The following is a 13,798-nucleotide window of genomic DNA, read 5'->3' on the forward strand; positions in this document are numbered from 1 at the left end:
TGACCATTTCCATTTGTCATCCATATAAAGGATGAATCTGGCTCAGCAAACCTTTAGCATAAAATCAGGCAGGGCGTACAGACCATGCAATTTCTCCAGGATGCGTATCTAAAAAATCTCGCCGGAAAAACATTGACAGACCCCTCCCTGCACATGCGTTTTCTCCTTGAAGATAAGATCCGCTGCCAGCAGCTTTTTCATCAGGGGGGGGGGATGTTTCTTGATCTTTCCCGTCAGCATCTCTGCTCAGATGTTCTGAATATTTTGATGAAGGAAGCGGATCAGGCAGGCGTTCAGGAAAAATTTGCGGCAATGATGGCTGGAAAAAAGGTGAATACCAGTGAAGATCGTGCTGCTCTGCATACCGCTGCAAGGAATGCCGATATGCCTGTGCGGGTCGATGGTCAGAATATTGCCCGGATACTTGGCGATATCCACGGAAAAGCCTTTGAATTTTCCAGTCAGGTGCATGATAAAAAAATTTGCGGATCAAAGGGAAAGCCCTTCAGCGATGTCCTTGTGCTGGGCATCGGGGGATCCCGTTTAGGAACACAGGCGGTTTATGAAGCCTTAAACGCACGCCATAATTGTTTTCTTCCTTTACATTTTTTATCTACTGTAGATCCCCATGCCTTTATCGCTCAGACCAGAAAACTGAACCCTGCCAGTACCCTTGTGCTTGTGGTCTCCAAAAGCTTTACAACCCGTGAAGTGGTTGACATTAACCTGAGTCTGGTGCGCAACTGGCTGGAAAATGCCGAACTCAGACCCTCTGAGCACATTGTTCATATCACAGGCAAAGGCAGTCCCGGAGACAATGTTTCAGAATCTGCCTGCCTGAGGGTCTTTCATATTTTTGATTTTATCGGCGGCCGCTACAGTGTTACATCGGCTGTGGGAAGCCTTCCCCTGAGCCTTGCCTTTGGCCCTGATGTAGTGAAAGGACTGCTTGCAGGCTGCAGGGAAATGGATACCCATGCAGCCACATCTCCGGCAGATCAAAACCTTCCTCTTCTGGCAGCCCTCTGTGATATCTGGAACGGTGATTATCTTGGGTTTCCTGCCTTTGCCATGATTCCCTACGCAGCTCCGCTTCAGTATTTTCCAGCCCATATGCAGCAGCTCTACATGGAAAGTCTTGGAAAAGGCCTGAGCCTTGCAGGGCAAGCCATTCCCCATGACAAAGGGGCCATGTTCTGCTTCGGAGATACGGGAACCGATGCCCAGCATTCTTTTTTCCAGATGCTCCATCAGGGAAGACCTCTCCCTCTGGATCTTATCGGTATCCTGCAGCCACCACCGGAATGCAGGGCATCCAGTGAAGGAAGCAGGGCCCACGAAGAGCTGTGGACCCACCTCCTCGCCCAGGCCGATGCATTTGCACTGGGAAGAACCGGGGGGCGGCCGGAACAGCTTTGTCCCGGTAACCGCCCCGTCAGTATCATTACTCTAAAAAATCTGATGGCAGAGGATGTTGGGCACCTGCTGGCTTTCCTTGAAGCCAGAACCGTGTATACGGGCTTTTTAAAAAATCTGAACCCCTTCGACCAGTTTGGCGTTGAAAATGGTAAAATCATGGCATCAGAGCTGCGAAAAAGTCTTTCCGAGTCCATTTTTTCATCATCTGGAACAACGGGGCTTTACCTGAAGGCCCTTAAAAAAGGAGACCTTAGTCTTCCGAACCAAAACGGTACACAAGACCCGCCCAGGTAAGACCTGCTCCCAGTGCCGTAAGCAGGAGGGTGTCTTTTTTTGTGTCAAGCCTTCCCAGCTCAATGGCTTCATCCATGGCTATGGGAATACTGCCTGCTGTGGTATTTCCGTATCTCATGATATTGTGAAACATTTTTTCATCGGCAACTCCCAGCGCTCTCTGGTAGAATTGGTTGATGCGAAGATTTGCCTGATGGGGAATGATCAGATCGATGTCATCCAAACCCAGCGCTGCCTTTTCCAGAACCTCATGTGTCACTTCCGGGAGACGGCGCACGGCATGTTTGAAAACGGTCTTCCCTTCCATGGTGGGGTAATGACGGCCCTGCTCCAGCATTTCTGCGGTGATGCGTTCCGTATATCTGGATGCGGGTGCTTCCAGCATAAGGCTTGAGGCATGACGTCCCTGGGCGTGCAAGGCTGTGGCAAGGATACCTATTTCCTTCTCCGTTTCCACACCTTCCACACAGGCAACGCCTGCACCATCCCCGAAAAGAACCGCCACATCCCTGCCTCGGGTGCTGATGTCAAGACCTGAACTGTGAACTTCAGCACCCACCACCAGTACACGGTTGACCATACCCGCTTTGATGTAGGCATCTGCCGTGGCAAGGCCGTAAATAAATCCCGTACACTGCTGACGTATATCCAGAGCCGGGGTTGTTTCCAGCCCAAGCTTATCCTGAAGCAGGCATCCTGAGCCCGGGAAAAAAATATCCGGACTTAAGGTGGCAAAAATAATCAGGTCTATATCTTCGGCCTTCCACCCCGCACGATCCAAAGCGATGCGGGAGGCTTCCAGAGCCAGATCCGAAGCACCCACCCCGCCCTCTTCCGGTATCCAGTAGCGCTGCTCTATTCCCGTTCGCTGCTGAATCCATTCATCCGTTGTATCCATGAAACGGGTCAGGTCCTCATTGGTAACAAGGCGGGGCGGAATATAACGTCCGGTACTGCGTATCAGGCTGCGTTTCATGGATATCTCCTTTAAGCTTATTCATAGGATTAAAAGAATCTGCATTGTAAACTGCTGATTGCGGAATGCCAGCCCTGCAGGCTTTTCCGGCAAGATAGCAAATGCCCTTTCAAATGAGAAGCAAAAGCTTTGTGAAATCGGCTCCATTTTTATCCCTTATGCATGGCACCATGGGCAGATATATGATAGGGATGCAGACAGAAAATAGTTTATCTGTTTTTACAACCAGCAGCAGCCAAGGGAGGAACAGTGGAAGAAAAGATGCAGGCAATTGCCGAATCACTGGTGGCCTATGCCACCCAGAGCAATGATATTCTTCCTCTGGTGGAAGCTCTTCCAGAGGAAAGTTCCATTGCCGGACCCACGATGGAATATGAGATACGGATGCTGAAAATTCTCTCGGTAGGCTGGGGGCTGGCTTTTCTTCTGGCTGAACATCCGGCCAAAACGACCCTCAGTGAACTTTTCTGGCAGCGGATATCCCTTCTTTCCAAAGAAATTGACGAAATATGTAAAAGTTCCGGGACAGAGATTGATTATTTTTCGGCTCTTCGGAAAAGACTGGATATGTATGTTGGGGCCCTTTCCCGTGCCAGCAATCCGGAAGATCCGGGCAGAGAGGTGGGTGCCTGCTACGCTGGTCTCTGTGGCGATCCAGAGGACAGTTATGCCCTTGTTGCAGGAAGACGGGTTTTTACCGGCGTATTATCCAGCCTGCAAAACTATCTGAAAGAAAATATGGATTCATAAATACGGCATCAGATGGTTTTTTATGGGCATATGGGGTCAGGGAGGCAGTTGCGGGCCGGTGCATAGCCTGCTGCAAATGCCTCTTCAGCAGAAGCGAAAAATATGCGGTTGCGGGGGCTTATTTTTTTTCCAAAGGCACAGTCTGAAAGGTGAAAACGATAGGAGCGTCTGTTACCCACAACGGGCGGTGATTTTTTCATGAATTGCCAGATACCTTTTTTTTGAAATATGGCTGTTTTTTGTAAATCCATCCATTTTTTCTGATCCTCATCGGGTTTCCCGTGGATATACACCCAGGCCATACCCAAACGGATAAGTTCTGTATTGATGCAAAGCCCGTTTTCAAGGTAAATTTTTCCAAGGATGCGACCATGACGGTCTTTTCCTGTGGTTTTCAGATAAACTGGCTTTTTTCCTATGAGATTGAGAAGGGCCTTTCTGGCCATATCCCCACCGCAACTGCCTTTCTGGTTTCCATGACTCATTTCCGGTGCGTCAATGCCCATGAGCCTTATCCATCTTCCATCCCTCAGGCGTACCGTATCTCCGTCGGGAATAAATCCAATTTCTACTCTTTCCATGGCATGGGCGGCCATGACCGGGAGAAACAAAAAAACAAGGAGCAAAACGATCCTTGTAATCTTTGTTTTCCTCTGTTTTTGTTCTGTCTGATCCATAAATAATTATCTTTTCTGAGTATCTTTAATTTAATTCTTTTAATTCAGAAGGTTAAAAGTAGACCAATTGCCCATCACTGATCGAAATGAGTTTTAGTTTTACAACAAGTTACTCTACGGCAAGACACCCTGGCAGGGCGTAAGCTGCTTCTGAGTATCTTCAAAAGTTACTCCTTTAAAAAATGCCGCAATACTATGTAGGCTTATAAAAAAGCGAGATAGGGTCCCAATGCGTCTGTGTGGTTCGAAGACGAAAACTCAAGTCCTATCGTTTTTCCTCCAAGTATGTTTTTGACAATGCCCTCCCTGTGAATAAGGGGACAGGAGCCACGGTCAAGGCGAAATTCCAGCTCCAGAACATCCCCTGCGGAAAGCTTCTGTGGAATCAGTATCTGCATTTTCAAACCGGAGCGCGAAATATCAAGAACCGTCATAACTCCTTGGCTTTGAATATTATTTCTGGATTTATACCGCCCCGTAAAGGAGGTGCTTTTTCTTACAAAGGAACGTCGCTCCAGCAGAACCCTGTACTGATGGCTGCAGTGTTTACAGAGACAACGTATGTGAATTGTCGATTTTACATCCATAAAACGGCTGACATCTCTGATGGCTGAAAAACCACAGGCCGGGCATATAAACGTTGCGTTCATATTTTTTACAAAAATTTTTTCCATGTTGCCCTCCTCGGTTTTTGAGAGGATCAACTGACACAAACACGCCGGACTTCTTCAATATCTGTCAAGCCTTGAAAAACCTTTGCAATGCCATCTTGCATCAGGGTTGTCATACCTTCTGAAGCACCTTGTAAAAAAATTTCTTCGGTAGGTGCCGCTCTTTTAATCAGCTGTTTGATCTTTGCACTGCCCAGAAGAAGCTCATGAATCCCCAGACGACCGCGATACCCGGTATTGCTGCATTCTGGACATCCGGCAGAACGATAGAGGGTCAGGTCTTCCGCATAATGAAGGCCAGCATCTTCCATTCCCTTACCATAATATGTCTGAATTTCGTCAAATTCTTCTGGTGTAGGATGAAAAGCTTCCTTGCAGTCCGTGCAGAGCCTCCGCACAAGACGCTGGGCCATAACACCCAGAAAGGCATCGGAAAAGTTCAAGGGATTCAGTCCCATATCCAGAAGACGGGTGATGGTTTCCGGTGCGCTGTTGGTATGCAGTGTGGAAAAAACAAGGTGACCCGTTAATGAGGCCTCAATGCCCGTGGAAGCCGTTTCATGGTCCCTCATCTCACCAATCATGATCACATCAGGGTCCGCACGGAGAAAGGCGCGCATGACCCTTGCAAAATCAAGGCCTATTTTTGCCTGACATTCCACCTGACGCAGACCTTCCTGGGATATTTCCACAGGATCCTCGGCTGTCCATATTTTAATGCCTGGTTTGTTGATTTCCCCCAGTGCTGCATGCAGGGTTGTTGTTTTACCACTGCCCGTTGGTCCAACAACAAGGACAAGGCCATATGGCTGACGGATAACTCTCTGGAGACAGTCAAGATTGCGTTGGCTCATCCCCATTTTCTCAAGGGGCATGGCACCGGATTCAGCAAGGATACGAAGGACGGCATCCTCAAATCCACCCGCTGTTGGAAGTGTTGCAAGCCGCAGTTCAAAGGGCTTAACACCCTTTCTTTTAAACTTGATTTTGCCGTCCTGGGGCATCCGTCGTTCTGCAATATCAAGGCGTCCCATAATCTTGAGTCTGGATATTAAGGGCTTAGCCGTATGGTTTGGCAGCTGAAGGACTTCCTGGCATACCCCGTCAATACGGTAGCGAATACGGGTTTTTTTAGTAATCGGTGAAGGTTCAATGTGGATATCCGAGGCACCTTTTCGATAAGCCGTGACAAGTATCTGATCCACCATCTTAACGATATGGCCGGAATTTTCTTCTCCGGTATCTTCCTGGCCCCTGTCGCTATCATCTTCAACTTCTTCAAAGGCAATATCCGCCATATCAAAACCACTGGAAGCAGCCTGATTTTGCATGGCATCGTCTTCTTCATGGTTTTCCTTATAGAACAGGTGGATATATGCATCGATATCTTCTTTAAATCCTATAAAAAGACGTATGTGCGAGGCATTGAGAAGGGTCTGTGCCTGATCTGTTTTAATAATATTTTTGGGGTCATCAATGAGGATGTCCACAGCATTCAGATCCCATGAAAGGGGCACCCATTTATTTTCAAGAAGAAATGTTTTTTTAAGCTTTTGAACCAGTTCATGGGGAACAGGAATTTTCGGGTCAAAATCCTTAAAGGGCACATTGTAGAAAAGTTTTAAGGATTCACTGACATTTGCCTTTGAAATGCGGAATTCTTCCATAAGAACAGATTCCACACTTTTTTTTCTGGTTTTGGCTATGGCCAGAGCCTGCTGCAGTTTTTCTGCTGTAACAAGATTTTTTTCGAGCAGATAGGCATATCTTGATGAGTATTTCTGAGCCTTCCCAAACTTAGAAAGTTCAAGGCTGAGTCCGGGATACAGGGGTTTTTCCGTCTTAACCAAAACAAAAAAATCCTCTGCTATTTCAAGCATCTGTCTCTTTAAAAGATCCTGGCCGCAGGTAAAGATAACATCCAGCCTCAGCTTATCCGAAAGGTCCGATTCTTTAAGAAAAGTATTCAGGGGCTCAAGGATACGACCACCGGGATGGGCAACCAAAAGACTGTCTACCATGAGATGGGCTGTTTCCTGCAGGGGGGTATCTTTTTTTCCCACAAACTTTATAAATTCCCCCAATGCTTCCTTGTACAGGCCCAATTCAGAAAAGGCATTTCCACTTTGCAGGATGTCCGAAGGTTTTTCCTGGCTTCCCCAGGTACTACGGATGCAGTCCAGATCCTGGGATGAAAGTACCTGTTTGTCGATACTTTCCATCTCCTTAATTTTTGATTCAGTTTCCCGGATTCTTTCTGCAATACTGCCTGCTGTTTCAGTATCCAGATAAGATTCTGAAAGGAGCTTTTCGTAAATCTGACTGGCCTCTTTATACAGACCATGGCGATAATATTCTTCTGCTTCACGGATGCGGATTTCTATTTCTGAAAGCCCGTGGCTGACGGTCATTTTATCTCCTTAAAAAATTGTATAGGTGCAGGTAACCGACAAGTTAGAATGAGGCGGAAAAATTAAAAATCAAAGGCTTTTAAAAAACCAAAGGTTTTTTTTGCTTTTTTTGCCTTTCTCAGCTGAGGCATAAGGGTATCCGATACCAGACGAACCATGTCCGTGGAAGCACTGCGACCCATGACAATAATCATAAAATTAGGAGACGCATTTCGAACCATAATTTTTTTATCTGTGAAAAAAAATTCCAGCTCCTGCATCCCTTCAAAACTCTGAACAATTTTTCCAAGCTCTTCAGTATTACGGAATACAGAACCCCAGTCTTTATTTTCCATCTTTTCTCTGATGTCTGAAGAAAAAGCCCAGGAAATAAGTTCGCCGCCTGAAGAAAGCAGGATTACCCCTTCGACATTGTCAAGGGATAAAATTTCAGAAAAAATCTTCATTTATTTCTCACAGTAAAAAATTATAGTATAAATTCGGTATGGTATCCTATTGATATTGCAATAAAGTCACAAGTATTAGTCGCTATTTCTAACTATGGATTTTATGATGGACCTGTCACCAGATCCGGAGGAGGATTAGAAACCAAAAGTTTAATCACAGCCTCCCTTTTAAAGGAAGACTTCACTGCGATTACCGTATCCTTACCGTCGGGCAGTATGATCGATTCCGAGGCCTCTTCCATATTTACGTAACAGGCTTCCATCGGACCCGCTTCAAAAATATCCCCTATAAAGCGTGCATGGAGGAGGAGATCTCTCCATGATGCGTCCTGGTATACACTCTCAATGCCAGGAGATTGCTCCTCCATAAAGCTTAACCAGTTTTGCACAGGATCCACTTCCTTATCATCGGAAAAGCTTTCCTCTTCCGGAATGAATTCAGGCAAAGCGGATTCTATGGCAATGGCAAGATCCTTTTCCTGGTCCATTTCATCCTTGAGGCGCATGGCCTCCATGAGAATGGCCTGCAGATCTGAATGAATGGTCTGAATAACAGCTTTGTACTGATTCTCAATCATTAGGGAAACGGGCTGCCATGCCAGTATCTTGTAAGCAGCAGACAATCCATCCAGAGCTTGTTTTCCGGGAAGTCTTGAATGGATAATTTCTCCATCTTTAAAAAATAAAACCCCGTATCCTCCACTGGGGGGATGCGTTACACGCAGGGTACAGGTTTTTTGTTCCATTTCAATCATTTGCGCAAAGGTATCAAGGGATGCTCCATTAAGAGAGCCTCCTTCCTGAATACGACGCATCATTTTTTCAAAGACAGCAAGAAAATCTCTGGCCTGAAGGGGTTTTCCAAGAAACTCTTCTGCCCCTTTCCGCAACAGTATTTCACGGGTTTTAGGTTTACCATGGGCAGAGATAACGATGGAAGGTATTTCTGGAAATTCTGCCTTGAGGGTGTCCAACAACCCAAAACCATCAAGATCAGGTAGAAGAAGTTCCGTTATAAGAATAGTAATTGCACAGCTCTTCAGGGTTTCTACGGCTTCCACACCACTGCCAACGACCATGCATTTGAATATTTCACCATGATTTTCAATCCAGCCAGCTATACGCTTTGCGTTCTCCATATCCGGGTCTGCGATTAAAACGTGCAGATGCATTGAACCTCCCGCAGTACACTCCATAATATTGATGAATGTCTGCATTGTTGTGGTAAAAATTCTAAGGAATCATCTTCTGCCAGCAAGGTACAGCAAGTTCGTATGCTGGCACACAAAACCCTTATATTCTCTAAATAAATAAAAGTCGATATCCAACATGTTATGCATGAAGCCTGGAAGGCATCTGGACTGTATGCAAGGGGAAAAAATATTACTCAGGAAAACGGACCTCCAGATTTGAAAGATACTCTGAGTGTTTTTCCTGCCATTCCTTAAAGACAAAATGATATTTTTTTTCTGCATCCGCTTCCTTTATTATTTCAAAGAGAACCCGGGTAACCCCTTCAATCAACTCCCTATTTCCTGTATTACTTTCAAAGAAAAGCGCCTGATCTTTATAGCTCAGTTCTGCCGCAAAAGGATCAAGAAAGTCATAGATATCGGCCCATTTTATGCACATTCTTCTGAAAAGAATCTGAAAGTCCTTTTTGCTTCCCTTCATGCCCTGTACAATGCTTTCCGTGTGCTGAATAAGTTCTTCCAACAGGCCAAGCGCCTTATTTGATTCTGCTGTCTGGGATTGAAACTCAATTTTACTTTCAACCTCACCCAACAAGACTTCTATTTTTGAAGATCCTTTAAATCTTTCCATAAAATCCGGAAGATCTTCAGGACCCAGCCACGGTGCCCTGTCTCCTGGGAGACGGAATCCATAGATACGTTTATTTTGAAAAAAAACCCATCCAAGCTGCCTTTTTTTATCACCCTTAATACGAAAGTAGCCGATATCCGGACGACTTTCATTTTCTTTGTCAAGAACATCAAGCAGCTTGTCAAATCCAAGGGTAACGGGTTTAGCCATGGGGATGGCATGGATCAGGGAGATCCAGTAATTCAGGGCGTTGGCATCAATGCCATAAACGGAAACCCGGTATTTTTGAACAACCATGCTGGCTTTTAAAAGTTCTGCAGCAGCCATGCCAGTTGACCTGCCATTTCCATCGGAAAAAACGGAATCCATAATTTTTTTTTCATCAAAAAACAAAAGGGCTTCCCCGGAAGTTGAACGGAAGTACACACAACCGCACCCTACCTCTCCCTGATAATGTTCTATGAGGCGTTTAAGGGATATATAATAACTATTCATTCCCGTAACCAAGGCCGTATCATTGGGAAAAAGAAATTCAGCCATAAAAATAAAACCCTCCTGTCTTAGTTTTTCTGGCTAGCGCCTTCTTCTGAGACGTTCAATGGAAAGTTTCAAGCTGTCCTGCATACGGGAAATGGCATCGGCAAGGTTCCCGATTTCATCTTTGGAACGGACATCGATTTGCATATCCAGTTCTCCGACACTGATTCGGTCAGCAGCATCCGTGAGGTACTTGATGCTGCGGGTGATCCTGTATCCATAGATGGATATGGAAAGACCGATAATAAAGAGAGAAAAAATCAGAATACCAAAGGTAATGTTTCTTGTGTGAAGCGCCATGGATCTCGCTTCATTTTCTAGCACCCTTACAGGCTCCGTAAAGTCATCAATGTAGGCCGTTGCCATTACATGGTAGCGGGTTCCCTCCACGGGGCTGATGACAGCAAACTTCTGACGCAACTGCCCATCCCTTTCCACCCATGTATAATAGCCTCTGGCTTCTCTACCTCTGGCAGCAACCTCAATGATTCTACGAAACTCAGGAAAATACTGGGGTCCTAGAGCCTGCTCCAAAGCTCCTATGATAGGTATACCTATAAGCCTTGCATCGGGGTGTGCCCAGATGCGAAAAGCCTGATCCGTCTCATCAATACCTGGTCGCTCAAATAAGACAGTGTAACCCGATTCTGCCACCCTTTGCACGGCAATGCGGCTGAACTCCGGGTCGTAGTTAAAATCCATCCTACCCAGTTCCGGATGGCTGCGCAGAAAAATATTTGCCTGCAATCCTACGGAACGGGCCTTTTCAGCAATGATTTCTTCGGCCATTCCTTGCACAACACGTGTACTTTCACCTGTAATACGGTTTGAAAGCTCATTTAACTGATTTTGAGAAAACAGCCCTGATGCTGTCATAAGCAGCAGGGGAACAAAAAGAAACAGAAAAAACATCTTTGTCCGGAGTCCTAAGCCCTGACGCTGTCCTTTCTTTTCCATTTTCTTTTCTTCTTTTTTTTTCTTTTGCTCTTTTTTTGGGGCAGGAGGAGGGGCTGTCTTTTCAGGTTCTGCAGCAATAACTGGTTCTGCGGGCTTTTCAGGTGTTGCTTCCAGCTGTTCGCGGGTAATCCGCATCACATGACCACATTCCCTGCATCGGGTTCTGGCTTCATCTCCGGCAAGCTTTTCCTTGAGTTTTTCGGGGTCCAGGTGATAAATTTTACCGCATTCTTCGCAAATCAGCGTTGTCATAAATGTCTCCTCCGGGTGCCTTAATGCGCCATGTCTTTTAAAAACTGAATCATTGCCTGCTGAAATACAACCCGTTTTTCTTCCCTGGGAATTTGTCTGGCTATTAAATTAACAAGTTCCGGTGCCCGGTCCATCGGGAAACTGCTCCAGGACTCTTCCATAATTTCAATTTCATCTTCAATAATCACAGATGCAATGGGACCAATGGCAAGGGACAGATTCTCTTCCAGAAAATTCATAAAATCAGAGGATCCAGCATCCTTATCGTCTTCAATAATTTCTAAGACTTCTGCATCCAGAAGACGTTTGGCCGCATTAAGGGAAGTCTCTATAGATATACCCGTTTGGGAAGCAATATCAGCAAGATTCCGTTTTCCATCGATGAGTGAAAACACCTTGAGCATATCCCGGTCCATGGAAATCTCACGGTCATAACCGTCATCCTTCTGTCTTAAAATTATTGTGGATGGATTCCCTGAAAAAGTTGCCATGTTTATCCCTCATTTCAAAGCGTCATGAAGACTCACTGCATGTTTTATTCTTGCCCTTTGAAGTTTTTTTAACAATGGAATCATTTTTCTCGCTTAGCGCAGATATGTTGCATTTAGAACAGGTCTTACACTACGTCATTCTGCCAGCATCAATCTGACCTTCGCAGTAAATACTAATAAAATCGAAACGCACTCGACAGAATATTTTTTGTGTCAGGCTTAATGACAATAATCAGGTATTTTTATCTACGTCGAGTGGGAAATGATCTTTTTAGTATTTCTCCCATAATTAAAAAAGATCAGGGCTGTTTGGGCTGAGCGCTGCGAAGCTCTTCCAGCAGCTCTTTGCGCAGCATGGCGAGTTCTTTACGCACAATGCCACGTATCAGAGTAACAAGCTCTGTGTTTTTATTTAAAGATGCCTTAGTGACGTCGGCTGATTTACCCGTAATCTGTTTTCGGAATACCTGAAAACGTTCATAGGTCTGGTTGAAATAAATTTTCTTTTCCTTATCAGACAGACTGTCCTGCATGTCCACAAGAAGACCAAGGCCAGCCTGTATTTCTTGAAGTATTTTCAGGGTATCCTGATGGGCATGCACTTTGTGGCGCTTAAGGTAAAGACCAATGGATTCCAGCATTTTTGTAAAATTTATAAAAAACATATCGTCTTTATGAAGTTCCTGAAGACGCTGAATTTCAGCGAGGTACTTCGACATAACACTGTCATCAATCTCCCATTCCATGGAAAGCAGAAGGGCATTCAGCCCCCTCATGACCTCTCCACCCGGCTGCTGAGACTCTGTTGCCTTAAAATTATTGGGTCTGGAGTTTTGCGGCTTGTCTTTCGGGGCAGAAGATTTTTCACTGACCGATGGCTTAGGTTCTTCAACGTCAAGATTGCCTTCGTCAAAAAGGTCATCGAGACGCTGGTCCAATGCCGTTGAAAGGGCATCCTCTTTATCCGTCACTTATTTTTCCTCCAGCTTTTTTTTGAGGGATCCAATCGTGATGGAGATGATTTTTTTCATGGTTAAGGCAACATTGTCTCCAGTAATGGCGCTGGCTTCCAGATAAGGGGCATTCAGTTTTGCATTTAAATCCTGCTGCATGGTTTCCAGAGGAAGCAGTGCAATATTATGTGCTGCAAGATCCCTTTTATTGTATTGGAATACGAGGGGTATACGGGATAAATCTTTATTAAAGGAGCGGAGATTTTCTTCAAGATTCTGCAGGGAACGGATATTCATCTCACGTCTGAGACCCATGGAATCGGCAACAAAAACAATTCCATCCACCCCCCGAAGTACAAGCTTACGGGTTGCATTGTATTTTACCTGTCCGGGGACGGTATAAAACTGGATTTTGATATCATATCCATTGATACTGCCGATATCGAGGGGGAGAAAATCAAAAAAAAGGGTACGGTCACCATAGGTTTTTACCGTAACCATTTCTGCCTTGATACGGGACTTGAATTTTTGATTAATATATTCAAGGTTGGTTGTTTTTCCACCCCGCCCAGGTCCGTAATAAACAATTTTTACCTGAACTTCTTTTTTTTTGGGATTAATCAGCGCCAAAGCAAGCCTCCGATTTTTTTTATCCAAAGAGAGATTCGATTTTTCTTACAGCCTCACTGACCTTCAGGCGAAGAAAACCAAGTGAAACTTCCTTTCCAAAGATAGATAGCAAAAGGAGATCGTCGGTTACCTTGCTGAAGTGGATGCTGTCGGTCTCTCCCTTGTGGAAAAGAAGGGAAAACTCCTGTTCCCCGATGAGGTTTGCCATGGCACTGACAGCACCGAAGTTGCCTGCTGCAAGGGCCGCCAGAGAATACACATCGTGTTGCGTACTGCCATTATCAAGATTGATAATAACATTGCCCGCAAGGTCCAGAAGGATAACGTTAATAACACCAAGCTCAATTAGTTCTTCATCCAGAATTTTTTCTATCTTTTCAATTTGCTGCCTGTCTAAATCCAGAGTAAACTCCATAGTCCCTTCCTCAAATGATTCCTTGGGTAATTAAGTACAATGCACACGCTGAAAAATATAATTCAGATTTTGTTGCTGAACAAAATAAACAACCT

At 45.1% G+C, this 13,798-nt stretch carries 14 protein-coding genes; 2 read left to right on the forward strand and 12 right to left on the reverse strand.

Features of this window, described 5'->3' with window-relative positions; all coding sequences use genetic code 11:
* Positions 1–84: 84 nt before the first annotated feature.
* A complete protein-coding gene (locus LZ24_RS04590) occupies positions 85–1,713 on the forward strand; it encodes a glucose-6-phosphate isomerase (RefSeq protein ID WP_144682824.1) in 1,629 nt (542 codons plus the stop codon).
* On the opposite strand, the gene LZ24_RS04595 is transcribed toward LZ24_RS04590, so the two are convergent.
* Positions 1,670–2,689, reverse strand: coding sequence for a 3-oxoacyl-ACP synthase III family protein (locus tag LZ24_RS04595; protein WP_144682826.1), 1,020 nt, complete (start codon positions 2,687–2,689; stop codon positions 1,670–1,672). The genes LZ24_RS04590 and LZ24_RS04595 overlap by 44 nt on opposite strands.
* A 249-nt stretch (positions 2,690–2,938) precedes the next feature.
* Between LZ24_RS04595 and LZ24_RS04600 the strand changes: the two genes are divergently transcribed.
* Positions 2,939–3,439, forward strand: coding sequence for a hypothetical protein (locus LZ24_RS04600; protein ID WP_144682828.1), 501 nt, complete (start codon positions 2,939–2,941; stop codon positions 3,437–3,439).
* Positions 3,440–3,459: 20 nt separating this feature from the next.
* Here the strand turns inward: LZ24_RS04600 and LZ24_RS04605 are convergent, their stop codons facing one another.
* From LZ24_RS04605 to LZ24_RS04655, 11 genes are all read right to left on the reverse strand, one after another.
* The gene (locus LZ24_RS04605) at positions 3,460–4,065 is read right to left on the reverse strand and encodes a thermonuclease family protein (RefSeq protein WP_222427532.1); all 606 of its coding nucleotides are present in this window, start codon (positions 4,063–4,065) and stop codon (positions 3,460–3,462) included.
* Positions 4,066–4,319: 254 nt separating this feature from the next.
* Entirely contained in the window at positions 4,320–4,790 is a 471-nt protein-coding gene (locus LZ24_RS04610) for a PilZ domain-containing protein (protein ID WP_144682832.1), read from the reverse strand.
* Between the two features lie 26 nt (positions 4,791–4,816).
* Positions 4,817–7,198 carry a GspE/PulE family protein gene (locus LZ24_RS04615; protein ID WP_144682834.1) on the reverse strand — a complete coding sequence of 794 codons (2,382 nt, stop codon included), beginning with the start codon at positions 7,196–7,198 and terminating at the stop codon, positions 4,817–4,819.
* A 62-nt stretch (positions 7,199–7,260) separates the two neighbouring features.
* Complete coding sequence (locus LZ24_RS04620) at positions 7,261–7,644, reverse strand: hypothetical protein (RefSeq protein ID WP_144682836.1); 384 nt, start codon at positions 7,642–7,644, stop codon at positions 7,261–7,263.
* A gap of 101 nt (positions 7,645–7,745) precedes the next feature.
* Positions 7,746–8,816 (reverse strand): response regulator, encoded by a 1,071-nt coding sequence (locus LZ24_RS04625; protein WP_186442930.1) that lies wholly within the window; start codon positions 8,814–8,816, stop codon positions 7,746–7,748.
* 211 nt (positions 8,817–9,027) lie between these two features.
* Positions 9,028–10,008, reverse strand: a complete 981-nt coding sequence (locus LZ24_RS04630) for a hypothetical protein (protein WP_144682840.1) — start codon at positions 10,006–10,008, stop codon at positions 9,028–9,030.
* Positions 10,009–10,041: 33 nt separating this feature from the next.
* Positions 10,042–11,214 carry a HAMP domain-containing protein gene (locus LZ24_RS04635; protein ID WP_144682842.1) on the reverse strand — a complete coding sequence of 391 codons (1,173 nt, stop codon included), beginning with the start codon at positions 11,212–11,214 and terminating at the stop codon, positions 10,042–10,044.
* Between the two features lie 20 nt (positions 11,215–11,234).
* On the reverse strand, positions 11,235–11,705 hold the full coding sequence (locus tag LZ24_RS04640; protein WP_144682844.1) for a winged helix-turn-helix domain-containing protein: 471 nt from the start codon (positions 11,703–11,705) through the stop codon (positions 11,235–11,237).
* A gap of 299 nt (positions 11,706–12,004) precedes the next feature.
* Complete coding sequence (locus tag LZ24_RS04645; protein ID WP_144682846.1) at positions 12,005–12,676, reverse strand: hypothetical protein; 672 nt, start codon at positions 12,674–12,676, stop codon at positions 12,005–12,007.
* Positions 12,677–13,288 carry a GTP-binding protein gene (locus tag LZ24_RS04650; protein ID WP_144682848.1) on the reverse strand — a complete coding sequence of 204 codons (612 nt, stop codon included), beginning with the start codon at positions 13,286–13,288 and terminating at the stop codon, positions 12,677–12,679.
* Between the two features lie 19 nt (positions 13,289–13,307).
* A complete protein-coding gene (locus tag LZ24_RS04655; RefSeq protein WP_144682850.1) occupies positions 13,308–13,703 on the reverse strand; it encodes a roadblock/LC7 domain-containing protein in 396 nt (131 codons plus the stop codon).
* Positions 13,704–13,798: the final 95 nt, after the last annotated feature.

The sequence above is a fragment of the Desulfobotulus alkaliphilus genome, from assembly GCF_007830435.1.
GTDB classification, from domain to species: Bacteria; Desulfobacterota; Desulfobacteria; order Desulfobacterales; family ASO4-4; genus Desulfobotulus; species Desulfobotulus alkaliphilus.

Bases quoted from the DNA above. Each gene is read 5' to 3' on its own strand.
- LZ24_RS04590 (WP_144682824.1), top strand. From the start codon at position 85: ATGCAATTTCTCCAGGATGCGTATCTAAAAAATCTCGCCGGAAAAACA.
- LZ24_RS04595 (WP_144682826.1), bottom strand. From the start codon at position 2,689: ATGAAACGCAGCCTGATACGCAGTACCGGACGTTATATTCCGCCCCGC.
- LZ24_RS04610 (WP_144682832.1), bottom strand. From the start codon at position 4,790: ATGGAAAAAATTTTTGTAAAAAATATGAACGCAACGTTTATATGCCCG.
- LZ24_RS04615 (WP_144682834.1), bottom strand. From the start codon at position 7,198: ATGACCGTCAGCCACGGGCTTTCAGAAATAGAAATCCGCATCCGTGAA.
- LZ24_RS04620 (WP_144682836.1), bottom strand. From the start codon at position 7,644: ATGAAGATTTTTTCTGAAATTTTATCCCTTGACAATGTCGAAGGGGTA.
- LZ24_RS04625 (WP_186442930.1), bottom strand. From the start codon at position 8,816: ATGCATCTGCACGTTTTAATCGCAGACCCGGATATGGAGAACGCAAAG.
- LZ24_RS04630 (WP_144682840.1), bottom strand. From the start codon at position 10,008: ATGGCTGAATTTCTTTTTCCCAATGATACGGCCTTGGTTACGGGAATG.
- LZ24_RS04635 (WP_144682842.1), bottom strand. From the start codon at position 11,214: ATGACAACGCTGATTTGCGAAGAATGCGGTAAAATTTATCACCTGGAC.
- LZ24_RS04640 (WP_144682844.1), bottom strand. From the start codon at position 11,705: ATGGCAACTTTTTCAGGGAATCCATCCACAATAATTTTAAGACAGAAG.
- LZ24_RS04655 (WP_144682850.1), bottom strand. From the start codon at position 13,703: ATGGAGTTTACTCTGGATTTAGACAGGCAGCAAATTGAAAAGATAGAA.